The organism is Halodurantibacterium flavum, from assembly GCF_042681825.1.
GTDB lineage: Bacteria > Pseudomonadota > Alphaproteobacteria > Rhodobacterales > Rhodobacteraceae > Halodurantibacterium > Halodurantibacterium flavum.
This window is the reverse complement of sequence record NZ_JBHUGH010000001.1, coordinates 355,432-381,920: the sequence shown is the minus strand read 5'-3', so window position 1 is coordinate 381,920 and position 26,489 is coordinate 355,432. Positions and strand designations below refer to the sequence as shown.

Annotated in this window: 22 protein-coding genes and 1 pseudogene; 9 read left to right on the top strand and 14 right to left on the bottom strand. The window is 62.9% G+C overall.

The window, feature by feature from the left end:
• Positions 1-136: 136 nt before the first annotated feature.
• The 4 genes and pseudogenes from ACFSGJ_RS01685 to ACFSGJ_RS01670 all read right to left on the bottom strand — a co-directional run bounded on the left by ACFSGJ_RS01685 (position 137) and on the right by ACFSGJ_RS01670 (position 6,236).
• Positions 137-1,936, bottom strand: coding sequence for a DUF2264 domain-containing protein (locus ACFSGJ_RS01685; RefSeq protein WP_390258938.1), 1,800 nt, complete (start codon positions 1,934-1,936; stop codon positions 137-139).
• A gap of 41 nt (positions 1,937-1,977) precedes the next feature.
• A pseudogene (locus ACFSGJ_RS01680) lies at positions 1,978-3,766 on the bottom strand (TRAP transporter large permease).
• A 216-nt stretch (positions 3,767-3,982) separates the two neighbouring features.
• Positions 3,983-4,972, bottom strand: coding sequence for a TRAP transporter substrate-binding protein DctP (dctP, locus tag ACFSGJ_RS01675; RefSeq protein ID WP_390258937.1), 990 nt, complete (start codon positions 4,970-4,972; stop codon positions 3,983-3,985).
• 31 nt (positions 4,973-5,003) lie between these two features.
• Positions 5,004-6,236, bottom strand: coding sequence for a hypothetical protein (locus tag ACFSGJ_RS01670; protein WP_390258936.1), 1,233 nt, complete (start codon positions 6,234-6,236; stop codon positions 5,004-5,006).
• 364 nt (positions 6,237-6,600) lie between these two features.
• On the opposite strand from ACFSGJ_RS01670, the gene ACFSGJ_RS01665 reads away from it, so the two are divergent.
• Positions 6,601-7,635, top strand: coding sequence for a LacI family DNA-binding transcriptional regulator (locus ACFSGJ_RS01665; RefSeq protein ID WP_390258935.1), 1,035 nt, complete (start codon positions 6,601-6,603; stop codon positions 7,633-7,635).
• Between the two features lie 33 nt (positions 7,636-7,668).
• On the opposite strand, the gene ACFSGJ_RS01660 is transcribed toward ACFSGJ_RS01665, so the two are convergent.
• The 9 genes from ACFSGJ_RS01660 to ACFSGJ_RS01620 form a co-directional block, all read right to left on the bottom strand.
• Entirely contained in the window at positions 7,669-8,673 is a 1,005-nt protein-coding gene (locus ACFSGJ_RS01660; RefSeq protein WP_390258933.1) for a Gfo/Idh/MocA family protein, read from the bottom strand.
• 234 nt (positions 8,674-8,907) lie between these two features.
• Positions 8,908-9,264, bottom strand: coding sequence for a hypothetical protein (locus tag ACFSGJ_RS01655; protein WP_390258932.1), 357 nt, complete (start codon positions 9,262-9,264; stop codon positions 8,908-8,910).
• Positions 9,265-9,644: 380 nt separating this feature from the next.
• On the bottom strand, positions 9,645-10,409 hold the full coding sequence (locus ACFSGJ_RS01650) for an HpcH/HpaI aldolase family protein (RefSeq protein WP_390258931.1): 765 nt from the start codon (positions 10,407-10,409) through the stop codon (positions 9,645-9,647).
• Between the two features lie 235 nt (positions 10,410-10,644).
• A complete protein-coding gene (locus ACFSGJ_RS01645; RefSeq protein WP_390258930.1) occupies positions 10,645-11,322 on the bottom strand; it encodes a TetR/AcrR family transcriptional regulator in 678 nt (225 codons plus the stop codon).
• A 77-nt stretch (positions 11,323-11,399) separates the two neighbouring features.
• On the bottom strand, positions 11,400-12,125 hold the full coding sequence (locus ACFSGJ_RS01640; RefSeq protein ID WP_390258929.1) for a haloacid dehalogenase type II: 726 nt from the start codon (positions 12,123-12,125) through the stop codon (positions 11,400-11,402).
• Positions 12,122-12,652, bottom strand: coding sequence for a GAF domain-containing protein (locus ACFSGJ_RS01635; RefSeq protein ID WP_390258928.1), 531 nt, complete (start codon positions 12,650-12,652; stop codon positions 12,122-12,124). Before ACFSGJ_RS01635 ends, ACFSGJ_RS01640 begins: the two co-directional genes overlap by 4 nt.
• Positions 12,645-13,955, bottom strand: coding sequence for a TRAP transporter large permease (locus ACFSGJ_RS01630; protein ID WP_390258927.1), 1,311 nt, complete (start codon positions 13,953-13,955; stop codon positions 12,645-12,647). The genes ACFSGJ_RS01635 and ACFSGJ_RS01630 overlap by 8 nt, the downstream gene beginning before the upstream one ends.
• Before the next feature lie 18 nt (positions 13,956-13,973).
• Positions 13,974-14,486: a TRAP transporter small permease subunit gene (locus ACFSGJ_RS01625; protein WP_390258926.1), complete on the bottom strand. Its 513-nt coding sequence runs from the start codon at positions 14,484-14,486 to the stop codon at positions 13,974-13,976.
• A gap of 48 nt (positions 14,487-14,534) precedes the next feature.
• Complete coding sequence (locus ACFSGJ_RS01620; protein WP_390258924.1) at positions 14,535-15,515, bottom strand: TRAP transporter substrate-binding protein; 981 nt, start codon at positions 15,513-15,515, stop codon at positions 14,535-14,537.
• 337 nt (positions 15,516-15,852) lie between these two features.
• Here ACFSGJ_RS01620 and ACFSGJ_RS01615 point away from each other — a divergent pair, with 337 nt between their 5' ends.
• The 5 genes from ACFSGJ_RS01615 to ACFSGJ_RS01595 all read left to right on the top strand — a co-directional run bounded on the left by ACFSGJ_RS01615 (position 15,853) and on the right by ACFSGJ_RS01595 (position 21,106).
• Positions 15,853-16,515, top strand: a complete 663-nt coding sequence (locus ACFSGJ_RS01615) for an isochorismatase family protein (RefSeq protein WP_390258923.1) — start codon at positions 15,853-15,855, stop codon at positions 16,513-16,515.
• A 49-nt stretch (positions 16,516-16,564) separates the two neighbouring features.
• Positions 16,565-17,803, top strand: a complete 1,239-nt coding sequence (locus ACFSGJ_RS01610) for a metal-dependent hydrolase family protein (RefSeq protein ID WP_390258922.1) — start codon at positions 16,565-16,567, stop codon at positions 17,801-17,803.
• A gap of 217 nt (positions 17,804-18,020) precedes the next feature.
• Positions 18,021-19,142, top strand: a complete 1,122-nt coding sequence (locus ACFSGJ_RS01605) for a C4-dicarboxylate TRAP transporter substrate-binding protein (protein WP_390258921.1) — start codon at positions 18,021-18,023, stop codon at positions 19,140-19,142.
• Between the two features lie 58 nt (positions 19,143-19,200).
• Positions 19,201-19,698, top strand: coding sequence for a TRAP transporter small permease subunit (locus tag ACFSGJ_RS01600; RefSeq protein ID WP_390258919.1), 498 nt, complete (start codon positions 19,201-19,203; stop codon positions 19,696-19,698).
• Between the two features lie 34 nt (positions 19,699-19,732).
• The gene (locus ACFSGJ_RS01595) at positions 19,733-21,106 is read left to right on the top strand and encodes a TRAP transporter large permease (RefSeq protein ID WP_390258918.1); all 1,374 of its coding nucleotides are present in this window, start codon (positions 19,733-19,735) and stop codon (positions 21,104-21,106) included.
• A gap of 167 nt (positions 21,107-21,273) precedes the next feature.
• Here the strand turns inward: ACFSGJ_RS01595 and ACFSGJ_RS01590 are convergent, their stop codons facing one another.
• Entirely contained in the window at positions 21,274-22,209 is a 936-nt protein-coding gene (locus tag ACFSGJ_RS01590; protein ID WP_390258915.1) for a LysR family transcriptional regulator, read from the bottom strand.
• A 143-nt stretch (positions 22,210-22,352) separates the two neighbouring features.
• Between ACFSGJ_RS01590 and ACFSGJ_RS01585 the strand changes: the two genes are divergently transcribed.
• Genes ACFSGJ_RS01585 through ACFSGJ_RS01575 form a run of 3 tightly spaced genes read left to right on the top strand, consistent with a single transcriptional unit; the run spans position 22,353 to position 26,458 of the window.
• Positions 22,353-23,645: a M24 family metallopeptidase gene (locus ACFSGJ_RS01585; RefSeq protein ID WP_390258913.1), complete on the top strand. Its 1,293-nt coding sequence runs from the start codon at positions 22,353-22,355 to the stop codon at positions 23,643-23,645.
• Between the two features lie 3 nt (positions 23,646-23,648).
• Positions 23,649-24,782 (top strand): ABC transporter ATP-binding protein, encoded by a 1,134-nt coding sequence (locus ACFSGJ_RS01580; protein WP_390258912.1) that lies wholly within the window; start codon positions 23,649-23,651, stop codon positions 24,780-24,782.
• The gene (locus ACFSGJ_RS01575; RefSeq protein WP_390258910.1) at positions 24,779-26,458 is read left to right on the top strand and encodes an ABC transporter permease; all 1,680 of its coding nucleotides are present in this window, start codon (positions 24,779-24,781) and stop codon (positions 26,456-26,458) included. Before ACFSGJ_RS01580 ends, ACFSGJ_RS01575 begins: the two co-directional genes overlap by 4 nt.
• The last annotated feature ends 31 nt before the right edge of the window (positions 26,459-26,489 follow it).

Sequence of the window (26,489 nt, the reverse complement as noted above, 5' to 3'; positions counted from 1 at the left end):
GCCGGCGCAGCGTGGCCGTGTCCATGGCGCGGGCGTGGTCCGGGTGGATCGCGTGGCGGGTCTCAACATGCGTCATGGTCTGGTCCTTTCAGAGAAAATCGTCACGCCGCGGCGTGAAACTGTCGATGAGGCGGCGCTAGGAAGTTGCGGCGGAAGGCGTGGCAAGGAAGGCGTGGTGCAATTTGTGGGCGCCGGGGCCGAGCCGGGCCAGCAGGAACGGGACGGCCGTCTTCGGCGACGAGATGTTGGTGTGGATGCGCGTCCCGAGCACGGCGAGCTTGGGAGTCACATCGAGGCTTTCAATGCCTGAAACACCGTTCTCGCCTCGAACGGTCAGCGCAGGTGCCACCCGTGCCTGCTGCGCCCGCAATGCGCCGGCGACCTGATGCGAGCGCAGGACTGTCTTGTCAGGCCCCAGAAGCTCGGCTGGCCGATACCATTCGCTGACGGCAAAGCCTGTCTCCACGACCAGGGCAGGCGCATCCAGGACGAAATCGTGGCGGCGCTGGAAACGGCCTTCTGTTTCGGGGATTACGATCGTCTCGACCATTTGCCGTCCGCTGATCCAGGTCATGTGGATCTGGTCATCCGTGACGCGAGCCTCGGGCCGCGCATGACACATGGTCCAGTTCAGCCCCTCGTCAAAGCTGAAGGCCAGAATGTTGTCACCGAAGCTGAAGCGCTCCGAGTATTGCAGCGACGCCATGTCGGGGCCCAGAAAGGTGGAATAGGCGAACTTGTTGTACTTGTCGCGCTGCAGGGCCGACCGTACGGGCGCGGCATAGTGCAGGATCGAATGGCCGCCGCTGCGTTGGACGATGCTGGACGCCGCCGGCATCGGTGTCAGCTCGCGAGGGACCGGCAGCGGCTCCTCCTCGGCGCGCCAGAAATCGGAATCTTCACCCCAGGCCAAGGGAAAGAAGGCCTTCATCGCCCAATAGGGAGAGGTGGGCGAATTATACTCCTCGGACATGATCAGGTTGGGATAGCCGTATCCGCGCGTCAGAAGGCCGTCGCTGGTGAAGATCGGCAGGTTGCGCCAGCTGCGGATCTGACGCGCCCAGATGCCCTTGATCGCGCCGATGGAAAGCTCGTCCTGTTCTGCTGTTGCGGCGATGCCCCAGAAGGCGGCGGTGGCGAAGCGGTAGATGAGCGAGCGGCCGACCATGACGGTCTCGCCGCTTTCGGCGAACCATTGCGCGAACTGCACGGCGAAAAGACCCGCGCGCTGGCGGAAGCGCCGGCAACGGGCGGCGTCCGCAGCTTCTGCATATTGGGCATAGAGCAGCGCGTAGAAGTGCATGGCAAAGCCGTTGTAATGATCGATCGGCAGCTCAGGGCCGTCGCCATACCAGCCGTCCCCGAGATACCATTCCTCGATCCGCGTCAGGTAACGCTCGTGAAGGGCCTCGTCGACAAGGTCTGCCCTGCCGATGCGGCGCAGGCCCGCCTGAACGAGGATGGCGAAGAACAGCCAGTTGTTGTCCACCAGCTCCACACGCTGGATGGCGTCGATCCAGGCAACGAGGTTATCCCTCTCGCACTCTTCGAACGGATACCAGCCCTCTTCGGGGAGCAACATCAGCATCATGCCGATCGCAGCCATTTCGACCGCACGCTGCGAATGGTCGTGCACCGGTCCCCAATAGTTCTGGTGAGCGGGATCGACGCCTTCCGCGATCACGCGTCGCAGAAGCGGCCAATGCTCCGTGCTGCCACCGCCCATTGCCAGCGGAACCAGACCCCAGAGCGGGCGCACAACCCCCTCGACCGAGCTCGACTGCATATCGAAAGAAGCCCCGCCCTCGTCGAAGTCCATTCGGGCGCCCTGCCGCTCGAGATACGGCAGAAGCGGCTCAAAGAGAGCAAGCGTGGCCTCCTGAAAGTCGGCGCGGCTCTGCATCGGGTTGGACTGGAAGCGTGGATAAAAGGGCATTGGGCGCTTTCGGGATTATCGAAGTGTCATCTGCGGTGGCTTCAGACGCCAAAGAGGCTCGGCAAGAAGAGGCTGAGAGCGGGGATGTAGGTCACCAACAGCAAGCCCAGGATCTGCAGGCCGAAGATGGGCAGCAACGGCCGGATGACGCGGCTCAGAGGCTCGCCCGAGACGCCGCAGGCGACGAAGAGGACCGTGCCGACCGGCGGTGTGACGACGCCCATGCAGAGGTTGTAGATGAGTATCATCCCGAAATGCACCGGATCGACGCCAAGCTCGGTCACGATCGGATAGAAGATCGGGGTGAAGATCAGCAGCGCGGGCGTCATGTCCATGAAGATGCCCACGATCAGCAGGGTCACGTTGATGATCAACAGAACCACCAGCCGGTTGTCGCTGATCGCCGTCAGCATCGCGCCGACCGTTGCGGGAATTCCGGCGAAGGTCATGCTCCAGCTCATCAGGCCAGAGCAGGCGATGAGGAAGGCGATCACGCCGGTGGTAATGACGGTGTCGCGGCAGGCCTGCACAAGTTGGTTCCAGCGGATGCTCCGATAGCAGAGCGCAAGGACGAGGCTGTAGATCACGGCGATCCCCGAGCCCTCGACGGCGGTGAAGATGCCGCCCGTGATGCCCCCGATCACCGCGATGACCAGCAGCAGGCTGGGGATTGCCCGGAAAAGGAGACGTCCAGTTTCACCCAAACCTATCTTCGTCCGATCGGCCGTGTAGCCAAGCCTCCTGGCGTAGAAATAGGCCGCGATCATGACCGCTGCGGCCATGATGAGGCCCGGCAGGTATCCCGCCAGAAACAGGGCGACGATGGACGCGCTTCCGCCTGTGATCAGCGAGTAGATGATGACGGGACCCGATGGCGGGATCAGCATGCCGGCAGGGGCTGACGCGGCGTTGATCGCCGTGCCGATGGCGCGCGATGGGGGCAATGATGCCGCCGACCGCCGTGGCCGTCGCTATGCCCGACCCCGACAGGCAGCCGAAGAACACGTTCGAGATCACGTTCGTCTGCCAGAGGTTTCCCGGGATGCGACGCCCGACAAGCATGGCGAAGTCCACCAGGCGGCGCGCGATGCCGCTCTGGTTCATGATATTGCCGGCCAAGACGAAGAACGGCAGCGCCAGAAACCCGAAGTTGTCGAGACCGCTGAAAAGGCGGCCGCCGATGGTCGGTGCCATCCGGCCGAGGCTGATCTGAAGCAACAGCGTCAGGATGCCGGACAGCGCCAAGGCGACGGCAATGGGCACCCCGAGGATCAGGAATACCGCGAACGAGCCGAAGAGGACGATGACTGCCACGAGCTGTCGGGACTCCGCAAGAAATCCTTGCCAGAGGCTGCTCTGCGACAGCGCCCAGACCGCCATTGTCGTAACGACAACGATGCCACCGGCGACGGCCAGATCCGTCCAGCTCAGGCGGCGCGAACTCAGATTTGCCACGAACCAAACGATCTGTGACAGCGCGATCAGCAGGCCGCAGATCAGGAGCACGCTCTGGAGGTAGCCGACCGGAATGTCGAGGATCGGAACCCGCATCACCAGGTTCCGGCTGATGAAGAGGTAACCGGCCCAGCTCAGCCCGATGCCGAAGGCCAACGTCAGAAGGGCTATGATTGCACGGGCGCGGGCAGCCTTTCTTTCGGGAAGGCTGTCGAGGACAATTGGAAGGTTCAGGTGACGCTCGTCGATGAAGCACAGCCCTGCCCCGAGCAAGCCAACCCAAATGAAGAGATATCGCAGCAGCACCTCTGTCAGCACGCTCGGCGCGTTTAGCAGATAGCGTGATGCGACCTGGTAGCCGATCAGGACCACCATCATCATGACCGCGGCGATCAGCAGGAACTCCAGGGCATTCCTGCCCGTCAGATACGCCGAAAGCCAGGAACTGCGGCGCTCGGCGGGAGCGGTGAAATCATGCTGGCTCATTGTGGCATCCTCGCCCAAGACGCAAGCGGTGCTGTTGATGATGTGGCCCGGGGCGCTCGCAGCCCCGGACGGTATTGCGGAAGCGACTGCAGCGGCGATCCGCCGTTACTGCAGCTCGCGGTCCGTCATTGCGAAGATCTTTTCAATAACGGTGCGCTTGGCATCGTCCTGAGCTGCCGCGGCGTACATCGGCTGCACCGCTTCGATGAAAGCGGTCTTGTCGATGTCGGTGATGGTGACGCCGAATTCGCCGACAGCGCGCTGCGCGCTGGCGGCGAAGGCCTCGTCAATAACGTCGAGCGACTTCTGGCTGATGTTCCCGAACTCTTCGCGCACGATCTCGTAGTCCTCGGCGGAGATGGCGTTGCGGAAATCGACGCTGGTGACGACGAAGTCCGTAAGGCGTGTCTGCTCGGTATTGATGCCGTATTTCGCGGCCTGCCCGAAGTTGAGGTCATATAGCGTGCTCAGCGTGCCTTCCGCGCCGTCGATGACGCCCTGCTGCAGCGCGGGGTAGACGTCGCCGAAGGCCATTGGCGTCGGGGCGGCGCCGAACAGCGTGAGCATCTCGATATAGGTGTTGCTGGACATGGTGCGGATCTTCATGCCACGCAGATCCTCGATCGAGGTCACAGGCCTGGTGGTGTAGAGGCTGCGGAACCCGTTCGACAGGAAGCCGAGCGGCAGAAAGTTCTGTTGTTCGGCACCTTGGAACAGCAGCTCGGTCAGCTCCGGATCGGACATCACCTCACCGTATTCCTCTTTCGTACGGAACATGTAGGGCAGATTGATGACGCCGATGGCGGGCAGGATGTTCTCCAGGGTGGCGCTGTTGACGAGACCAAGATCGACCACGCCGGACTGCAGCTGCTGGAAATACTCGGTCTGATCCCCCAGAACGCCGTTCGCAAAGATCTCGAAGCTCACGCGGCCCTCGGTGCGCTCGGCGACCGCATCCGCAAATTCCTGCAAAAGCAGGCCGGGGCCCGCGGTGTCCGGCGCATTCGTCGCGATCCGGAACGTCTCGGCGCTGGCGCTGCCCGCGATCAGCGTGATGGCTGTGGCAAGTGCCGCCGAAGCTGTCTTGAACGTCATGTTGTTTCCTCCCTCGGAAAATGCGGCACGATTAGTGCCAGAAAAACTCGCGATGCCCGAGGGCGCGCAGGACGGCCTCGAAGTAGTAGTAGTCGCCGTAGGGCAGCATCGCATCGGTGAGATACCTCTCGCCGGACCGCTCGGCGCGGGGCACATCCGAAGCGCCGCCCGACAGCAGGCCCTGCGCAGCCAGGTCGCGCGTAAGGTCGTGGTTCTCGCGCAGCCCTTGGAGCATCCAGAGCGCGGCCTTGCGGTAACGATCCGCCCGCCCAACATCGCCAGTCCGCTGATAGATGTCGGCAATCGTGAAAAGCCCTGCCGAGGTGATCGAACCTGCGGAACTGTCCTTGAAGCGCTCGGCCCCCTCGGGCAGCCGATAATCCCACACGGGAACGGGATCGGAGCCAAGCTGATCGAGCGCATGATCGGCAAGCTTGGCCGCAAGCTGGTGGAAACGAAGTTCACCCGTGATTTCGGCAAGCTGGGCAAATCCGTGAATTGCCCAAGCCTGGCCGCGGCTCCAGCAGGATTCGTCCGCACGTCCCTGCCAGGTCTTCCCGCCGACAGGCTTGCCCGTCGCAGGGTCGAAGTCGAAGGTGTGATACGTGCTGAAGTCGGGGCGCACGATGTGCTGGGCCAGCGAATCCGCATGCCTCAGTGCCACATCGCGGTAGGATTCGATGCCGGTTTCCTCATGCGCCCAGAGCAGCAACGGCAGGTTCTGGACCGAGTCGATAATCATCTTGGCTTGCACTTTCGCCGCGTGCTCGGGCGACTGGCCATCCGCGGTCCAGGCCAGCAGATAGTTTCCGGCCCAGTTGAACCGCGCCCGCAGCGCATCCGCGGCCTGCAGCGCCAGGCGCCGAGCCTCGGAGGAGCGGGTCAGTTTGTAATCGGCGACGGCACTAAGGCTGTACAGAAAACCCAGATCATGGCTGAGCCAGAGCGGCGTGTGCAGCAGACGCTCAAGATGCGTGACGCGCATCCGGGCAAAGTTGCGGAACTCGGACTGACCCGTGATCATGTAGGCCAGCCACAACTCCCCGGTGAAGAAGGAGTCGGTCCAGAAATAGCCATTGTCCGGATAGCGCCAGATGGCGTCCTTGTGCCCGCCGACCATGGGATTGCGCGGGCCCACGATGCGGCTGTTGCGAGACAAGCTGGAGAGGATGTCCTCAAGGATTGCCGTGGCAAGTTCGGCGGTCCCGGCTGCCGGGACATGTGACACCTTTGCATCGTCACGACGGGGGAAAAGTCGGTCCAAGCTTATATTCCTCCTGACGCGCGCCGGCAGCGCCGACGGCGGCCGGAAGCACGCACCTCCGGACATTCACAGCCGGCCCTCACTGGATGAAGGACCGGACGATCTAAATTCTCGGGATGCAGGCCGCGGCTCTCCGCGGCGCCTCATCTCCTCCTGCTGCGATCTAACTCGATGGAGGTAAAGCCGTCAATGTTTTTTCGAAACTATCGAAACTTTCAGTTTGTTTCCATCCAGGGTTTCGTTCCTGTTGTGACGACCGCTGCAGATGTTAAGATCGGCCAGGCAGCGCATGCGCGGCGTCAGGCGGAGCTTGAAGACGATGGATGACAGAGGCGAAACCCGAACTGGCGTCCGGGCGGGCATGATGACCGAGGATGTGCCACAAAGGCGGCTGCAAGGGCCCACGCTGCGCGATATCGCAACGGCGGCAGGCGTCTCTGTCGCGGCTGTTTCCAAGGCTCTGAACCACCGCGAAGGTGTCAGCGCGCGAAGCCGCGAGCGCGTCATGAAGGCCGCCGAGGAGCTTGGCTATCAGGAGCGCGGAGCAAGGAGTCAGGCGGGCCAGATCAGCTGCGCCGCATTGATCACACTCGGGCGCATGGTCAGCAACGATGCCTTCTACCAGGAAATCATCGATGGGATCGTTCAGCAAGCCGAAGCGCGCGGTATAAAGATCATCGTTCAGATGGTTGACGAGGGCCCGCAGTTCACGGCGCCGGATCTGCCCCCCGAAACGGACGCTGTGATCCTGATGGGCATCGACTATCCGCAGTTACTGGCGGCGATCACGGCCTCGGGGCTGCCGGCGGTGATCGTCAACGGCATGGACCGCCGGATGCTTCTTCCGAGTGTGTCGCCCGACTACCACTTCGGCGGTTGGGCAGCGACGCGCCACCTGATCGAGCTTGGGCACCGCGATATCGTGCACGTGACGCATGTCTACCGTGAATCCATTCGCCGGCGGCTGGAGGGTTTCTGCGACGCGCTGGCCGAGGCCGGCATCGAGTATGATCCGGACACACACCTTCTGGACCTGGGCTCACCCGCTTACTTCGGGATCGAGGCGCACCGCGTGGTGACGAGCTTCCTGCGCCGTCGCCCCGTCCCGCCGTCTGCACTTGTGTGCGTATCTGACGCTGTGGCACTCGGCGCGCTTCAGGCCATTCAGGCACATGGTCTCTCGGTGCCGGGGGACATTGCGCTTGTCGGCTTCGACGGGCTTGCGGTGGGCGCCCATTCCTCGCCGCCGCTGACCAGCATGCAAATCGACCGTCGGCACCTTGGCACCACGGCTGTCGAAACGCTTGTCGATTTCGCCGCCAATGGGGGTCCGGTTCGTCGGATTGGCCTGGGGGTGGAACTGATCGTGCGAGCGTCGAGCGGCGGCCCGAGGCGCTGAACGGGAAGGACGGCAACAGGAGTTGTGTGCGCTTCAGCCCTGTAGCTCCGTGTTGCCGAAAGCCAGGATCTGGTCGATCAACTCACGCGTACGGACAACGTCGGTCAGATCAACCTGAAGGGCTGCACGTCCCTCCACCGCGTCGCAGAAGGCCGAAAGAAGTGTCGTATGGTCAGTGTGATGGAAGGCCATCGGGTCGGCATTCCCGCCGCCGCCTGCGTCTCTTACCTCATTAACACGGCCGTCATGGTAGAACGCCTGCATCTTCGCCTCGCCCAGTCGAAGCGTCGCATGCTCGAATATGAGTGTCATGGTCTCCGGGAAGCCGGGATATCCGGCAGTCGTCGCCATGATCGTGCCCGGCGCGGCGCCCGGTCCAAATTCGGCCAGGGCGCAAACTACATCCTCTCCTTCCATGCGATGAAGCGCGGTTGTCGCAACCTGCGCAGCCTTGATTCTCATGCCTCCGGAAAGAGCGCGCAGCACGTCGAGTGTGTGGATTGCCTGCGTCAGCAAGACACCGCCGCCATCGCGGGCAAAGCTGCCTCGCCCCGGCTCGTCGTAGTAGGACTGTGAACGCCACCACGGGATCAGGCAAGTTGCCCCGCAGAGCATCCCGAGCTCTCCCGACCCCACAAGTTGCGCAGCAGCCCGAACCGAGGGACGAAACCGATGCTGCAGAACAGGCGCCACCAGCAAGCCTTTATCCTTCGCCAGCGCAGCAAGAGCGCGCGTGTCATCGGTTGTTAATCCGGCTGGCTTTTCGATAATCAGGTGCTTTCCGCCCTGAAGGATGCGAGTGCCGAGCTCCCGATGACTATCAGGCGGTGTGAGCAGTATGACGGCATCAACGGCAGGATCGGATATCGCGGTATTCAGGTCATCCGACGCTGCACGGCGATATTCTGCTTCGAACGCGTCCCGCCGTTCAGCGCTTCTGGCGACGGCATGAGCCAAGGTGACGCGACCGAGAAGATCGTTGATACTGGCCATATGCGGGGCCAGAGCCATGCCAAGTCCGATGATCGATATTTTCATGACGCGTCCGTTCTTTCAGAAGAGGTCCTAGCGGGCCAACCGGCCTGCCTTGAAGCCGACATTGATCATACAGCAGATCGTCCGCAGGACTCCGCCCCTCAAGAAAGACTTCGGCGCTGCAAAGAGGACGAGGCGATCTGGAAGATGAAGCCATCGGCCCCAGTCTGTGCATTGGGGCCGGGACGCACGGAACAAGCGCCTGTACCCAATGCGACGACAAGTGGGAGCGCGCAGTCACTCGTCCTTGACGAGAACCGGGCCGGTCCGCCGCTCTGCCACGCGGCCGGACGCGGCGTGACGTTCGCGGCCGCCCTCGACGAGCGGAATACTGGCCGTCGTGCATCCCATCTCGGCGAGAAAGCTGACAAGGCCGACGATGGTCTTGAACTCTCGCAGCTTGAGGACGCTGCGGCTGGTGACGAGCATCTTGTCAGGCCGGCCGTCTTCCGCGACCGCGCGCGCGACCCATATGCCGTACCAGCTGTTGTGGCGCTTCTCGGCCCCCTCCGTGCAGACCACCTCGAGGTGGTAGCCATCTGCAAGCAGGCTCCGCAGCCCATCTTCTGTAACCACGTTCGGAGTGTGTTCCATCACGGCCTTTCCCTTGGTTCCTGTTCTACCTGTCGTGCAGCAACCGCTCCGCGGGACCGCAACAGGCGGTACAAAAAAACATCATCGTATTCAAGTCAATAATTATGTTGTGGCAAAATCGCGTTGCTCCAATAACGTTTCTGCAGGGTGAAAGCGCAACATTAAAGACGCCCGACCCAGATGGGTTCTATGACGGCCCAATGCCAGAGAAGAAGGCAACGCTGTAACCAGGGAAGAAGGCAACGCTGTAAAAGGTACCGGGCGAAGACGATCCCGTATGTCCACGACTTTGGCGAGGAGCGGGATCACATAACCATCGCGATGCGGGGCCATCAAAGCCCGCCTGCCGCATCCGCTGACGGGTTCGACGCATACAATAATTACGCAAAGCCGCGCCGCAGTGCCAATAACCCATTGCGCAGCGTCGTGACGTCTGAACCGACAGCAAGGAAGTCGATTCCGGCTTTGGCATAGGCCCGGGCCAGATCCGCGTTCCAGGTGAGAATGCCCGCCGCGACCCCTGCGGCCCGAATGCGCGCAATCGCATCGTCTATAGCAGCCTGCACCTCCGGATGATCCGGGTTGCCGCGGTGCCCCATGGTGGCAGAGAGATCGCCGGGACCTATAAAGACGCCACCGACCCCTTCGACGGCAAGGATATCATCAAGCGCCTCCAGCCCTGCCCGGCTTTCGACCTGCAGCAACAGGCAGACCTCGTCATTCGCGCTTTCGAGATAGTCACTCTCTGCCCCGAACCCCGACGCGCGCGCCAGCGCCGCGCCGATGCCCCGCACCCCGACCGGCGGGTAAAAGACGGACTGCACCGCTTGCCGCGCCTGCGCGCCGCTCTCGATCATCGGGATGAGGATGGTCTGGGCGCCCAGATCCAGCATCTGCTTGATCACCGCACGGTCGTCGTCGCGCACGCGCACCACCGGATGCGCCCCTCGCTCGCCGATGGCCCGCAGCTGGGCCAGCACCTCGCGCAGGCCGTTGGGCCCATGTTCGGCGTCGATCACCAGCCAGTCAAAGCCCGTGCGCGCGGCCAGTTCCGCGACACTGGCATCCCCCAGGCTGAGCCAGAGACCAATCTGTGTTTCGCGGGCCAGAAGCCGGCGCTTGAACGTGTTTTGTGGTGCAGGCATCAGCTTTCTCTATACTTCAGGAAGATGTCAGCGGCGCGAATTTCAGACTGCTCGACCGGCACGCGGCGGCGGCGAGGCCAGGACGGATCCGCGCCCGATCGATGCATATCCGGAACAGGCCTCGCAAGTCCGTTTGGCATGACCATGGCAACTCGTCGGACCGCGTCAGATGCATTGCGGAGATGTCGCCCGGCAGACCTTCGGGAAGCACCCGGCGCGGCGGAGCCCGGCAGGATCACGCGGACGACCTGTCGTTCTGGCGTCCCGTTCCGGGCATGTGGATAACCTTTTGTCCACGCACGATATCCTTCCAGAGCGCCAGAAGTTTCAGATCCACCGAAGGATCGGTGTCAAAGCTCTTGTGAACCGCAATCCCGCGAAGCAGGCACAGGTTGAGTTGCAGAAACAGGTGGTTCTTTTCGTCTTCCGTCGCCACGCCAAGGATGCGGGCCGCGATCTTGTCACGGATCGCGCTCCAACGCAGTTGGACCTCGCGCAGGCGCTGGCCGAGATCGCTGTCCATCCGGGCAGCCAGCATCAGTTCCATCGCGGCCATGTAATGTTCGGTGGAAAAGAGCCGCTCCCAGAGAGCATCTATAAGTTCCTCGATGCTCAGCCGCGGAAGCGACGGCTCCGCGTTGAAGGGCCAGTTCTTTTCCCACCCGTTGACCAGATACTCGAACGCCGCCACAAGAAGGTCGTTGCGCATCGGAAAGTGGTGCGTCAGTGCCCCGCGCGACACTTCGGCCCGGTCGGCGATCAGCTTGGTCGAGATCCTCTCATAGCCAACGTCTGTCAGGGCCTGGAGCGTGGCGATGCAGGCTTTCTCACGCATTTCGGCGGAGCGTTCCGCCTGCGTCCGGCGGCGCTGCTTTCCGGGCGGCGGGGTGGGTGATGGCTTCTGCAGGGTCATGTCGCTCCTTTTCGTTTGGTGCGGCCCGAGACTACGCGTTTTCGGTCGACGCAGCGACAAGCGGATAGCCGGGGGCGCTACTGGCCGCGTATCTCAGCCTGATGGGCAGCGGCCATTTCCGCCATGCTGTTGAACCGGAAGTCATAGCTTGGGCTTTCGCCGGGATGCATCGTCGCGCCAAAGCCTTCGTCCGCATGGCGGCGATAGATCCATGCCGATGCGAGCCCGTGTCGATTCGCCGGCTTGTGATCGTGAAACATGCTTTCGGCAGTGTGGAGAATATCGGGTTTGGTCAAACCGAGCGAGTTCAGGTTGCGGAGCATGTAGTCGAAATTCGCGTCGTTCGGCTTGAAGCTTCCCACATCCTCGGCCGTATAGACAGCATCGAAGTCCACGCCAAGTCGATCATTGGACGCGGCGAAACTCCGGTTGTCCACGTTTGACAGGACCACGAGCTTGTAGTGCTGCTTGAGATAGGCCAGCGCGTCGGCGCTGTCCGGAAAGGCGGGCCAGTTCCCGACGCTGTCGCCATAGCGCATGCATTCGTCCCAGGTGACGCTCAGGCCCCATTCCTCGGCGATGCGCCGATAGACAGTGGCGAGCAGCTCCGAATACCTCCGCCCCGGCGTCTGTGCCTGCTGCGCACTTTCATGCCGGGCGTGGGTCTCCAGCACCGCGTTCCGTGACACTTCTTGCGTCAGGCGGTCCGTCAACGGCTTCAGCCCCGCCACCATCCCGCTTTCCCAGTCGATCAGGGTGCCATAGACATCGAACGTAAGTGCCTTGAAGTCGCCAAGTTTCATGTTTTCTCCTTTTCGACGGGCAGCCCCTGGCCCGCTGTGTCAATTCGATGTGTGAGCAGCGCCGGGATGAGCGTCCAGGTGATCCGTCCCAACGCCTCCGCATCGGCCGGACCATAGGCGCCCTCGGCGTCAAGAACGCTTACCGCGCCGATCACCCGGTCGCGCCAGACGATCGGGGCCGAAAGGCAGGCACCACATCCGAGACTCTCGATCAGTTCGTGATCGAAAAAGGCGGCGCGGATTTCACGCCGCGTGCGGCCGCACCAGGGCTGTCGCTCGCGCAGGACGGTGTAGCCCCATTCCGTCGGTCCCATCCGCTTGGTGGCGGGGAAGGGATAACTTTCCGGCTGGTTTGACCAGATGCGGACGCAAAGGTCATCCCCTTCATCCCAGGCGAAGACCGTCAGCAGCTTCAGCCCGAAGCGTGCGGCACAAAACGTGGCAAAAGCGGAAACCGCTGCATGCGGCTGATCCGCCGCCGCATGGGCGGAAGAGAATGTCATCGAAGACAGGGAAAGATCAGCCATAAAGATATCCGGGCAGCCAAAGGGCTATTGCAGGGAAAACGGCAAGCAGCGCGATGCCGATCAGCATCAGCAAGAAGAACGGAAAGGCATAGAGGGCGATCCGGCCCACCGGCTCTCTTGTCATACCTTGCAGCACGAAGAGGTTGAAACCGACAGGCGGCGTCACCTGCCCCAGTTCGACCGTGACGATCAGAAAGATCCCGAACCAGACCGGATCAATGCCAGCGCCCGCGACCAGCGGCAGGGTGATTGGCAAGCTCATCACGATGATCGACACGCCGTCCAGAAACAGGCCCAGCAGGATGTAGAACACCGTCAGCGTCAGGATGAGCATGGCCGGCGACAGGTTCAGCGCCCCGATGGCGCGCGCCACATCCGCCGGGATATGCAGATAGCCCATCGCCGTCGACAGGAACGCCGCCGCGATCAGCAGTGAACAGATCATTGCGCTCAGTTGCACCGCCCCCAGCAGCGTCTCCATCAGCAGCCGGATCGAAAGCTGGCGGAGGACTCCGGCGATAACGAGCGCGCCGAAGACACCCACCGCCGCCGCCTCGGACGGGGTGGCCACACCGGTATAGATCGCGCCAAGGACGATCCCCATCAGCGCGAAGATCGGCATGAGGTCAACCAGCGCATGGGCATAGTCCCGCAGGCGGTAGCGCTCCCCGCCGTGGGGGGCGACCGAGGGGTCCAGAAGCGCGCGCAGGATGATATAGGCGGAAAACAGGGCCGCGATCATCAATCCTGGCATGACACCGGCTGCAAACAGGCGGCTGATCGAGACTTCCGCCAGAATGCCGTAAACGATCATGATGATCGAGGGCGGGATCAACAGCCCGAAACTGCCCGCACCGGCCAGTGACCCCAGCGACAGCGACCGGCTGTAGCCGCGGCTTGCAAGCTCTGTCGTGGTGATCTTGCCCACCGTGGCCGTGGTTGCGGCACTCGATCCGCTGACGGCGGCGAAAAGGGTGCAGCCCATCACGTTGGTATGCAGCAGCCGCCCCGGCACATGAGCCACGAAGGGCGCAAGGCCCCTGAAGATGCGGTCGGAAATATCGGTGCGGAAGATGATCTCTCCCATCCAGATGAACATCGGGATGGCGGCCAGTTCCCAAGCGGAGGAGTAGCGATAGATGATGCCCGTGGCGATCGTCGCCACCCGTGACAGGTCCATGCCCGCCAGAACGACCAGGCCCATGCCGCTGACGGCGATCAGCCCGACAAAGATCCAGACACCCAGCCCGAGCATGAGGAATATCATCGCCAGCAGGGCGCCGGCAGACAGAAGGGCTTCCATTGAATGCTCCGTCGATTGTCAGCGGGTGGCTGGGGTCACGGCGCGCATGTCCCCCAGACTGTTGCGGATCAGATGCGCGAGAAGTTGCAGCCACAGGAGACCGAGGCCGCCCATCACGACGGCTTCGGGTATCCACATTGGCACCTGGGCCACGGAGTTGGAGACCGAGCCGCGGGTCCAGGCGCGCGCCACCCGTAGCCAGAAAAAGTAGATCAGCACCGTGACTGTCACGAGCCCGATCACGGCAGACAGACTCTCCAGCCACCGTCGCGGCCCGGGCGGCACCCGCTCGATCAAAAGACCAACCCGGATGATCTGCCCCTGCCCCACCGCATGGGCCAGCGCCATGAACGTCACCGAGGCGACCCCATAGCCCACGAATTCGTCCATCACGAAGGTCGAGGTGTGAAAGACGCTGCGCAGGACGATTTCCCACAGGATAAGCCCGACCATTCCAACGAGAACTGCACTCGCCAGATAGGCACCCATCCGCGCGAGGAAATCTGCAAACGACAGAAAGAACCGCATCATGTCCCCTTCCCCTGATCAGGTGCCCGGATTACGCCGGGCACCGTCGGATCAGTCCGCGATGGCTGCGCGATAGGCGGACAGCAGCGCCTGCGCGTCGGGGCCGACCCGCTCGGCCCAGTCCGACACCACCGGTTCGGCCGCGGCCTGCAGGCTTGCGATCAGCGCCGGATCCACCTCGGTCGTGACGGTCACACCGTTCTGGGCAAGGGTCGCGTAGTTCTCGCTGACGCGGCTAGACAGCAGATCCCACCCGAAGGTTTCGGTCTGGCGGGCGGCCTCGAGCAGGGCGGCACGGTCTTCCTCGGACAGCGCCTCGAAGGCGTCGCGGTTCATGTGGGTCACCTGGAGCGGCAGGGCATAGTTCACCTCGGTGAAGTCCGACAGGTATTCCCAGAACTGCGCCGAGGCCCCGCCATCGGCCGAGGTCAGAACCGCGTCGATGCCGTTCGTGGTCAGCTGCGGGACGATATCGGCCCAGGACAGCTGAACCGGCGCTGCGCCCGCATTCACGAGCGTCGTAGTGCCGGGCGTGTCGAACGACCGGATCTTCAGACCGCGCAACGCCTCGACCGTGTCGACGGGCTTTCTCCCCCAGAACCCCGAGGCCGGCCATGGCGTCGCGTAAAGGAAGACCTGATTGTCGGCCTCCATCGCCGCCGCATAATAGGGCCGCGTGGCCTCGTAAAGAGCGCGGGTATCGTCAAGATCTGTCGCGAGGAAAGGCAGCGACGAGACGAGAAAGATCGGATTGATGCCGGACCATGCGCCCGAGAACGAGGTGGCGATCTGCACTGCCCCATCGCCTACGGCATCGTAGTGGTCGACGGATTTGTAGCCGAGCGCCCCGCCGTGATGCGGGGTGACGATCACGAGCCCACCGGATTCTTCGCCCAACACACGAATGAAGTGATCTGCCGTTTCTGCATGGATGGAGTTCGGCGGGTATTCGTTCGCCATATCCATGTTCGTCTGGGCAGATGCCGTGCCGGCGATGGCCGCCAGCAGGATCCCCGGTAGCAGTCTCTTCATATTTTCTTCCTCTCTGTTGTTCGTGGTTTTTTCTGATGCTGTTAGTTCCGGCGCTCCCTCTGCGCCGTGTTCCTGTCCCAAAGCACATCCATATTTACAAACATGTCAACCGGCTTTTTTGTTGGACGGGAAAAACGATGATGTTTGCGGATAGGTTTGCAACATGCACATGAGATCGGCATCTCCTGCCCGCCCCGCGCATACGAGTGCACAGGGCGCTTTGAAAGACGTTCCGCCACGCGCCCGCCAGCCTGCATTTTCGATCAACTAAAAAACCGTCTTGACTGTTTTTTTTAATCACGCACTCTGGATGTGATGGCTCGGGGAGAAGAAGCGCATGTCTACGGCAGACGACTACAAGCAACGCAGCTATGGTGAAATCCCGGTCGGGACGGGCTTCAAGCCGGGAATCGTGGTGGTGGATTTCCAGAAGGGCTTTACCGAAGCGCAGTATCCCCTTGGCGGGGCGCCGCTGGTCATGCGGGCGCTGGAAAATACAGCGCGGCTGCTCAAGGTCGCGCGCGCCATGGGCGTGCCGGTCGCGAACTGCAACACCGCCTACATGAACGAACGCGAAATGCCCTACTGGAAGATCACCGCCGTTCGGGAAACCTTCCGGCGCGATCATCCCAGCATCGACTTCGACCCGAGCATCTATGATCCCGACTATGACCTGACGGTGTGCAAGAAGGCACCCTCGATCTTCTTCGGCACCGATGTCGCGGATTTCTTCACCAAGGAACGGGTCGATACGGTGATCGTCACCGGCTGCAACACCAGCGGCTGCATCCGCGCGACCTCGATCGATTCGTTCAGCTATCGCTATCGCACCCTGGTTCCCGAGGATTGCGTGGGCGACATCGAGGAACAGCCGCACCGCGACAACCTGCGCGACCTTGGCCGGCGCTATGTGGACGTGGTCGATCTGCAATATGTGCTCGATTACCTCGACCGCTGGCACAAGGGCGCCGTCGCACCTGCCGCGGCCCACACCAACTGACATCAAATCCGCCGCGGCCCGTTCAAGGCCCGGAACCCAGAGAGGCCAGATGACTGCAATTCTGCTGAAAAATGCCCGGATCGTTGACGGAACCACGACCGAACCAACCGAGCCGATGACCATCGTGATCGAAAACGGCATGATCCGTGAGGTGGGCCCCGGCGTCACCGCCGAGACGGACGAGGTTCTGGACCTTGCCGGCCTCACGGTGATGCCCGGGCTGATCGACTGCCACGTCCACGTCATCGCGACCACGGCCAATCTGGGCCTCAATGCCGCGCTGCCGTCCTCGCTGATCGCGGCGCGCAGCAGCGTCTTGATGCGCGACATGCTGATGCGCGGCTTCACCACCGTGCGCGATCTTGGCGGCGCCGACCGCGGCCTCCAGCTTGCGGTCGAGGAAGGCGCCTTTGCCGGTCCTCGCCTGATCATCTGTGGCAAGGCGCTGTCGCAGACCGGAGGCCATACCGATTACCGTGGTCCCTATGACAGCCGGGATGCCAGCTGGTATGCGCAAAGCCTTGGCGCAATGGGGCGCATCTGTGACGGCATCGCGGAAGTGCAGCGCGCTGCGCGCGAGGAAATCAAGAACGGGGCTCAGTTCGTCAAGGCAATGGCCGATGGTGGCGTCTCCTCTCCCTCCGATCCGGTAGGCTACCTTGTCTTCTCGGTCGAGGAGCTCAAGGCCATGGTCGAGGTGGCGAGAAGCTTCGGCACCTATGCGACGGGGCACCTTTATACCGACGAAGCCATCGTGCGGGCGCTGGATTGCGGGTTCGAGTGCATCGAACACGGCAACCTCATTTCCGACGCCACCATCGCCCGCGTGGCGCGGGAAGGCATCCCGGTGGTGCCCACCAACATCACCTATGACATTCTTGCAAAATCAGGCGCCGAATTCGGCCTGCCGCCTGAATCGGTCGCCAAGATCGCCGATGTGCGCGAGGCGGGGCTGGAACGGCTGGAAAAGATGCACGAGGCGGGTGTGGTCATGGGCTATGGCTCGGACCTTCTCGGCGGGATGCAGACCGAACAATCGGGGGAATTCCCGCTTCGCGGCCGCTATATCCCGCCGGATGCGGTGATCCGCTCGGCCACGGTGGATGCGGCGAAAGTGCTGCGGATGGAGGGCCGGATCGGCACCATCGCCCCCGGCGCTTACGCCGATGTCATCGCGGTCGATGGCAATCCGCTGAAGGATCTCGACCTGCTGACGCGTCAGGGGGCGCATATGCCCCTTATCATGAAGGGAGGGGCGGCAGTGAAAATGGCTGCGTCGCTCCGCTAGGGCCGCCGCGGGCCGGCCCCGCAAGTTCGGGCGGGCGCAAGCCCGTTCCGTGGCACTACCCCCTTCGCACGCGTCGCAGAAGAAGACCGAGGACCCGGCAGACCCGTTCCGGCAGGCAACCGCCCCCGGGGCAGACGCGGGACACGACGACAGCCGAAGAACCACCCAACCAGAATCAAAACCAGATCCGCCTGCGGATCATGACAGGGAGAAGATTATGAAACGACTTATGGCCTTCACCGCACTTGCCGGTATCCTTGCGGGCAGCGTCTCGGCGCAGACGAACTTCATCGCCAACAGCTTTTATGAAGGCGCCGTGCCGATGTCGGGCGAAGGATATATCCGCTGGGCCGAGCTTGTGCAGGACCTTTCCGACGGCGATCTCGTGCCCGAGGTCTTTACCGGCACCGTGCTGCTTGCCCCGCGGGCGGCCTTGCAGGGCATCCAGGACAATGTGGTGCAGGTCGCGCATCATGCCGCGATCTATACGCCCTCCGATCTTCCGGTGGCGAATGCCGTTCAGGAACTCGGGTTTGCCTATTCCGACCCCCTTACGGCAATCTTCGCCGTTACCGACTTTTCGATGAACAATCCGGTGCAGCTGGAGGAATGGCAGGCAAACGGGCTGGTCTATCTGGGCGCCTACGCAACACCTGCCTATGTCCTGATGTGCTCCAACCCGGTGCGCAACCTGCAGGAAATCCGCGGCAAGCGCATCCGGACCGCCGGCTCGGCCGTATCCGTCTGGGTCGAGGAAGCCGGCGGCATCCCCGTCAACGTTCCGTCGAGCGAGATGTATACCGGTCTTGAGCGCGGCAGCCTCGATTGCGCAACGAATGCGGCCAGCGACCTCGTGGACCGCTCGCTGCTTGAGGTGGCGCAACACACCACCCTCCTGTCCACCGGAATGTATTGGTCGGGGCCTCAGTGGGGATACAATCCCGGTTTCTGGGCCGGCCTCACCACCGAACAGCGCGAAGTGCTGATGGAGGCCTCGGCCCGTTCGATGGCACGGATGGTCATCGCATATTCCGAAAAGGCCGACGCCGGTCTTCAGGCGTCGCTCGCGGCCGGCGGCAATGTCTATGAGCCCGAAGCGGATCTTGCGGAACATGTCGCAGCCTTCCGCGACCGGACCTCGGCGGATGCCGCCGAAAAGGCGCGCACCGATTTCGGCATTGCCGAGCCCGAGGCGCTGATCGGCGATTTCCAGGACACGATGCAGAAATGGCAAGAGCTTCTCGCCGATATCGACCCTGAGGACGAAGACGCACTCACCGCGCTTGCGATGCAGGAAATCTTCAGCAAGATCGACGCGGCAACCTACGGCGTGCAATGACACCCGGCGGGCCCGGAATGCAGGGGCCCGCCGTTTCACCATCCTGTTGCGAGGCCTCATGATGCGGTTCCTTGAACGGATCATCCGCTGGCTCAACATCGGCACCGCGGCCGCCGCCGGGCTGGTGATGGTCCTGATGATGCTGCACATCACGCTTGATGTCGGCGTGCGCTATTTCTTCAACGGACAGATCGTCGGCACGCTGGAATGGGTGTCGTTCTACTACATGGTGGCGCTGGTCTTCCTTGGCCTCGGTCATGTGGAGATGAAGAACGAAAACATCCGCGTCGATCTTTTCGCGCAGATGATGCCGGCGCACGTGCAGCTTGCGCTGTATATCCTCGCCTGCATGCTTGGCCTTGCCTTTTTCGGGATGCTGTTCTGGCAATCGCTCTCCGATGCGCTTCGCGCCACCCGGCGCGGCGAAGAGGCGATGAGCAACTTCCGCTTCCTGATCTGGCCGGCCCGCTGGGCGCTGCCCATCGGCTTTGCCGGCGCGCTGCTTGCCATCATTGCAAATCTGGGTCGCGCGATCCTGCGCAGGCAGGCCCTGTGATCATCCCGCCGGAACCGTGTTCGGAGACATCGATATGACCAACCTTGAAGTCGGTGTCGCCGGCATTGTCGCGGCGCTGGTCCTGATCGCGATACGGATCCCCATCGGGCTGGCGCTTGGTCTGGTGTCGATCGTTGGCATCGCGGTCATGTTCAACATGAACGTGGCCTGGGGCATGATCTCTGCCACGCCCTTCGACTATGTCGGACAGTGGGAGCTTTCGGCGGCGCCCATGTTCCTGCTGATGGGCTTCATCTGTTCCTCCACCGACATGACGCGGGGGCTGTTCCTGTCGCTGCGGCTCTATCTTGCGCGGCTGCCGGGGGGGCTTGCGATCACCTCGGTGGGCGCCTGTGCCTTCTTTGCCGCGGCNCTTGCGCGGCTGCCGGGGGGGCTTGCGATCACCTCGGTGGGCGCCTGTGCCTTCTTTGCCGCGGCCTCGGGATCCTCCGTGGCGACCGCCTCGGCCATGTCGCGCATGGCAGTGCCGGAAATGCTGGACAACGGCTATGACCGCGGGCTCGCGACCGGGACGATCGCGGCCTCGGGAACCTTGGGCTCGCTGATCCCCCCGTCCGTCCTGCTGATCCTTTACGGGGTCTATGCACAGGTATCGGTGGGGCAACTGTTCATGGCGGGGTTCATCCCGGGCATCCTGTCGGCGCTGATCTACATGGCGATGATCGTCATCCGCGTGAAGCTGAAGCCCGAGCTTGCCGGCAGCGTCCGGTTCGAGCCCACGGCCGAAGAACGCCGCGAGGCCTTCCGCGATGTCTGGCCGCTGCCCACGCTGATCCTGGTGGTGCTGGGGGGCATCTTCTCGGGCGCCTTTTCCCCGACCGAGGCGGGTGCCCTGGGCGCCTTTGCGGCGCTGGTGATCGCCGCGATCCGGCGCAAGCTGACCCGCGCGGCCCTCTTCGAGGCGGTGTCGCAGGCCGTGATATCCACCGCCTCCATCTTCATCATCCTGATCGGCTCGCTCTTCTTCACCCGCTTTCTTGCGCTCTCGGGGTTTCCGCGCGCCTTTGCCGACGCGATCCTGTCGGTCAGCACCGAAACCTGGTGGATTCTGCTGGCCGTCGCGATCATCTTCCTGATCCTGGGGATGCTGATCGACAGCATCGGGCTGCTGCTCCTGACGCTGCCGATCCTCGTGCCGCTGGTGAACGAGGCAGGTATCAACCCCATCTGGTTCGGGATCATCGTGATCAAGCTGCTGGAGATTGGCCTGATCACCCCGCCGATCGGCCTGAACGTCTACATGATCAACGGCGCGCTCAACAACAGGGTTACCCTGCCCGAGATCTTCCGCGGGATCACCTGGTTCCTTGCAATGGACCTTCTGACGCTGACCATCCTGATCGGTTTCCCGATCCTGACGCTCTGGCTGCCTTCGTTGGCCTACTGAGGCGGACAGCGCAGCCGGCCATTTTCGCAAGGGGAGCTGAAATGGTCATGATAATCGATGGCCGCTCTCGCGCGACCCCAAGCCCGACTTTCGACCGGAAGTCCCACGGTGCGCCACGAACGATCCGGGCCATTCCGCCAGCCGGGAGGCGGTTCGAGTTCCCATCGCTAATCCGCGGACCCCGATGTCAGCAGCCGCAGGCTGTTGTCGCGGATCATGTTGATGACCCACAGAAGGAACGGGTCGAAGTTGCTCCGCTGATGCCAGACCAGGGAGAGGGTGATCGGAGGCAAGGCGATCGGCGGCTTGCTGAGGGTCAGGACCTTCACGTTGCCGAGCCACTCGGCTGGCTTGCGGGGCAGAGTGGCCAACAGGTCACTCTCTGCCACCAGATGCAGGGCCGTCACGTAGTGCGGCACTGTGATCGCGATCCGCCGCTTGTGCCGGGTGTTGTCGAAGTATTCGTCCAGAGGGTCGGCCAGCAGGCCTTGATTCACGATCGATACGTGACGCGCCGAGAAATAGGCAGCGGCATCCAGGCGTCCGTGTCGTGCAGCCCAGTCGCGCCGGCTCGCCACGACCATTTCCCCGGTCGCCAGCAATGATTTGCACAGATCGGGCGGAACCTCGGCAAAGGGCGCCACCGCGATATCGATTTCCCCCCGGGTCAGCATTGCTGGTGCTTCGGCGGGACCAGCGTGGGTAAAGCGGATTCGGGCCAGCGGCGCCTGCGCCTCGAACAGCGCCAGCAGGCCCGGTGCAAGCGTGATCGTCGCGAACTGATAGGTTCCGATCCGCAGGCATCGTTCGCTTTCGCGTGGATCGAACGGCGCCGCACTGCCGACCAGCCTGCCCAGGGTCATGAGCACTTCGCGGATTGCCGGGGCGATCATTTCGGCACGTTCTGTCGGTATCATGCCGGCACTGGTGCGCAGGAACAGCGGATCGTCAAATATCTCCCGCAACCGCAAAAGCGTCTGGCTCATGGCCGATTGGGTAAGCCCGCAGCGCACGGCGGCGCGTGTCTGATTTCGTTCGGTGTAGATCTCGTGAAACGCCATCAGCAGGCGCGCATCGAGTTTGCGAAGTTGCGGCGGATACATGATGACCGACCCCTGCCATGGCAGCATAATTAGCAATGCTAATGCAGTTTAATTACAGATATCAATTGGACACATGATGTCGACATGCACACACTGGCTTTGGGGACGCGGCTGCACCTGCACCGCGAGAGGGAGGAGTTTGCATGAACGTCGCACGTCAGACGGCCAGCCGCGCATTGTCGGTGCCGGCAATCCAGATGCTGCCAGGAACGCGTCCGTCGCTGTCCCTTGCCGAGCGTGACCGACGCTGGGCGAGGACCCGGCAGATGATGGTGGATCACGAACTCGATTGCCTGGTGGTTTATGGCTACAAGAGCCACGATCACTATGATTGTTACCTGACCAACGAACAATTCGACGGTGCCGTTGTTTTCCCGCTGGACCGGGACCCGATTGCGTTTACAGCCCTGACGCAGCGGCTGGCACGGCGACTGGCCGGTAACCTCGGAACCCAGCCCTTCTGGATCAACGACGTCCGGATCGGACGTTACGGCCCGCAGACCGTGACCGTGCTCAGGGAGCTTGGGCTGACGCGCGGCCGCGTCGGTGTGTTCGGGCTTGAGTCCTGGGGGCCGGGAGAGTTCGACGGGCTGGTGCCCTACCGCATGTGGGAAACCGTTCTGGCAGGTCTGCCGGATGTCGAGTTTGTCGATGTTTCGGTACCCTTCAAGAAGATGATGCTGCACAAGAGCGCCGAGGAGATCGCGCTCTACCGCTATAGCGGACAAGTCGGCGACGTCGCTTGCCGCGCAATGCTGGAGGCGACCTCGGCCGGTGCGGCCGAGCCGGAAATCTATGCTGCGATCCAGCACGCGATCTTCGCGCATGGCGCCGATGCATGGTGGCCGCATCTGAACCTGACTGTGGGCGCCGATGATCTGGGTTGGGGTCCACCGCTCTGGATTTACCGGGGCGGTGAGCCGCGCATCGTGCAACCCGGCGATCTGGTGCAGGCCGAGATATTTCCATGCTATGGCGGTGCCGAAACGCAGCAGCAGATGGCGGTGGCCGTCGGCCCCGTTCCCGACCTTCACCACGAACTGGCCGAGATGGCAGTCCGCTCGCTGGACGAAGGGCGTGCCACCCTTAAGGCGGGCGTGACGCTGGGCGAGGTGGCGGAGGCGATGTTCGCCCCGATTAGGGAAAACCCGGACTACTGGACCCTGTCACCTTTGGTGCACACGCTGGGGCCGGGTCCCTTCGTCAGCAATCTCGGCCACAACATCGCCAGTTCACCAGTGACAAAGGTCAACCCGAATGTGCAGGAGATGGTGGGCAAGGGCCAGGATACGGTTCTGGAGGCCGGAATGATCGTCGCCTTTGAACCGAATGTTTGCAAGGGACAGACGCGGGTGAACATCGGCGGTACCGTTGTGGTCACGGCAGAGGGGTATGAGGATCTCAATAACCTCCCCAACCGAATGAACATGGTCTGAACGATGACAGATCAGGCAACACGGCAGGCGATGCTGTCGGTTCACGAACTGTCGGTGTCCTACGGCCGCCGCGCTGCGGCGACCCAAGCCATCGCCCGGCTCTCGCTGGAGGTGGGGGAAGGCGAAATGTTTGTCCTGCTCGGCCCCAGCGGCTGCGGCAAGACCACCCTGTTGCGTGCCGTGGCCGGCCTGCAGGCGCCCAATGAGGGGCGGATTTCGATCGCCGGACAGACCGTCTTTGACGGAGAGGGCCGGACAATTCCGCCCGAGGCCCGGCCCCTCGCGATGGTGTTCCAGTCCTACGCGCTGTGGCCGCACATGACGGTTTTCGACAACATCGCGTTCCCGCTGCGCGAAGGGCGCCGCGGGCTGCCCAAGGGCGAGGTCACCCGGCGCGTGGATGAGGTGGTCGAGATGCTGGGGCTGGCTACGCTGCGCGACCGCGCGGTCACCAGGCTGAGCGGCGGCCAGCAGCAGCGCGTGGCACTGGCCCGCGCGCTGGCTCTTCGCCCGCGTCTGTTGCTCATGGACGAGCCGCTCAGCAATCTCGACTATGAATTGCAGGTCCGCCTGCGCAGCCAGGTCAAGGAACTCGTTTCGCGCGTGGGTGTGACGACGCTCTACGTCACGCACAACCAGTCTGAAGCGTTGGAGATGGCCGACCGGCTGGCGGTCATGGACGGAGGGCGCATTCGCCAGATCGGCACCCCGCGCGAGCTGTATCACCGTCCGCAAAGCGAATTCGTCGCACGCTTCATGGGCGACATGAACCTGATCCCGGCGACCGTGGCGCGGACGGAAGGCGCGTATGTCCTTCTCGACACGCCCCTCGGGCCACTTTCGGCCGCGATGGATTGCCTGCCGGATCCCAGACCCGGGCAGCCATGCCTGTTTGGCATTCGATATGAGGATGTCGAACTATCGACCGACCCGCGCGCACAGTCCGCCGTGCCCGCCGTGGTGGAGCAGAGCCTGTTTTCCGGCGCCTCGATCACCTATCGGCTGACAGCATCGGGGCAGGCGTTGCAGGCGCGGCTGCACCGACGGTACGATGTGGGTGCACAGCGCGAGGTGCAATTGCTGTTGCCACCCGAAAGTTGCCTCGCCCTGCCCTTGGAAGCAGGAGGCAGCACATGACCCCGGGCCCTGCCGGTTTCGTGACTATCCTGCGCATTATCGCCGCGACGGCGGTGATCTGCGTGCTTGCGATGCTGGCCACACTGGTCATCGCCAGTTTCAGCGACAGATCCGATTTCGGCGCCTGGACGCTGGCGAATTTCACCGACATGGCCGCGATGGCCAACATCTGGCCGGCGATCTGGCGCACCTTCATGATCGGCCTTTTCACGACCGTCTTCCTGTTCGGCTTCGCCCTGCCCTTCACCTGGATCCTCAGCCGCACCGACTTTGGCCGCAAGGGTCTGCTGGTGACGCTGCTGACGGTGTCGCTGGCAATTCCGTCCTTTGTCACGGCGATGGCCTATGTCTGGCTGTTCAACCCTAACTCGGGAATCGGCAACCGGTTGATCGAGGCTGTTTTAGGCATCTCCTCGCTGTTCAATGTCTATTCCGTGGGCTGGATCTGCTTCATCCAGGCCCTGATGCTGACCCCGGCGGCCGTATTCATGATGCTGCCGGCCTTCCGCAACTTTGACGCGACGCTGGAAGAAGCGGCTGCGGTCAGCGGCATCGGCCCCTATCGCACCTTCTTTCGCGTGGTTCTGCCCACTCTTGCTCCGGCGGTCGGCGCGACGGCGATTTTCTTCTTCATCCTTGCGGTAGAGATCTTTGATGTGGTCGGCGTGATCGGCATGCCGGGCAATATCGATGTGATCACCACACTGGTCTACCAGTCGACCTACACGGTCTTCGGCCCGCCCGACTACGGCTTCGCAGCTGCCCTGGGCATGCCGCTGCTCGGGCTGTGCGCCGCGGGGGTGATGCTGTACATCTGGCTGCTGCGGCGCGCGGACCGTTTTTCAATGCTGACCGGCAAGAACCGCGCGCCCATCCTGCGCGACCTGGGCCGCTGGCGCGTCGCCGCCTGGGCGCTGATCTGTGGCTGGGTCGCGCTGGCCGTGGTGATCCCGCTGCTGACGGTGATCTGGACCTCGCTGACCCCCTATCTGCAGCCCCCCTCGGTCCAGGCCCTGACGCAGCTGAACCTGTCCAGCTATCGCGGCGTGGGCACGCTGCTAACAGCGCCGCTGCTGAACACCCTGCTGCTGGTGTTGGGGACGATCGCCTTCTCGGTGGTCTGGAGCGTCAGCGTGACATGGCTGGCCACCCGTGTGGCTGCCCCCTCGGACCGGGCGGTGGATGCGATCGTGTTCCTGTCTCTGGCAGTGCCGGGGATGCTGGCCGCTGTGGCGATGCAGTTCCTGGCGCTGACGGTCTATCATTGGGTGCCGCTTCTGGGCACGATCTGGCTGATCGTCATCACCATGGCGGTACGCTCGCTGGCCTTCACCACCCGGACACTGAACGCGTCCTCGGTGCAGATCCACAGGTCGCTGGAAGAGGCGGCCTATGTTTCGGGCGTGGGGCGGGTGCGCACCTTCGTGCGGGTGTTTCTGCCTGTGATCCGGCCGGCGATCTTGTTTGCGGTTCTGGTTACCACGCTGATATCGGCGCGCGAGCTGACCATTCCGCTGATGCTCTATTCGCCGAGAACCTCGGTGATCTCGACGACTATCTTCGATCTTCAGTCGACCGGGCGCTACGGCGAAGCCGCCGTGTTCAGCCTGCTGATGATCGCGATTCTGCTGGTGCTGGCGATGCTGTCGCGATGGAGGGCGCGGGGCGACGACTGAGAGCACTGGCGATGATCCATGGACATAACGT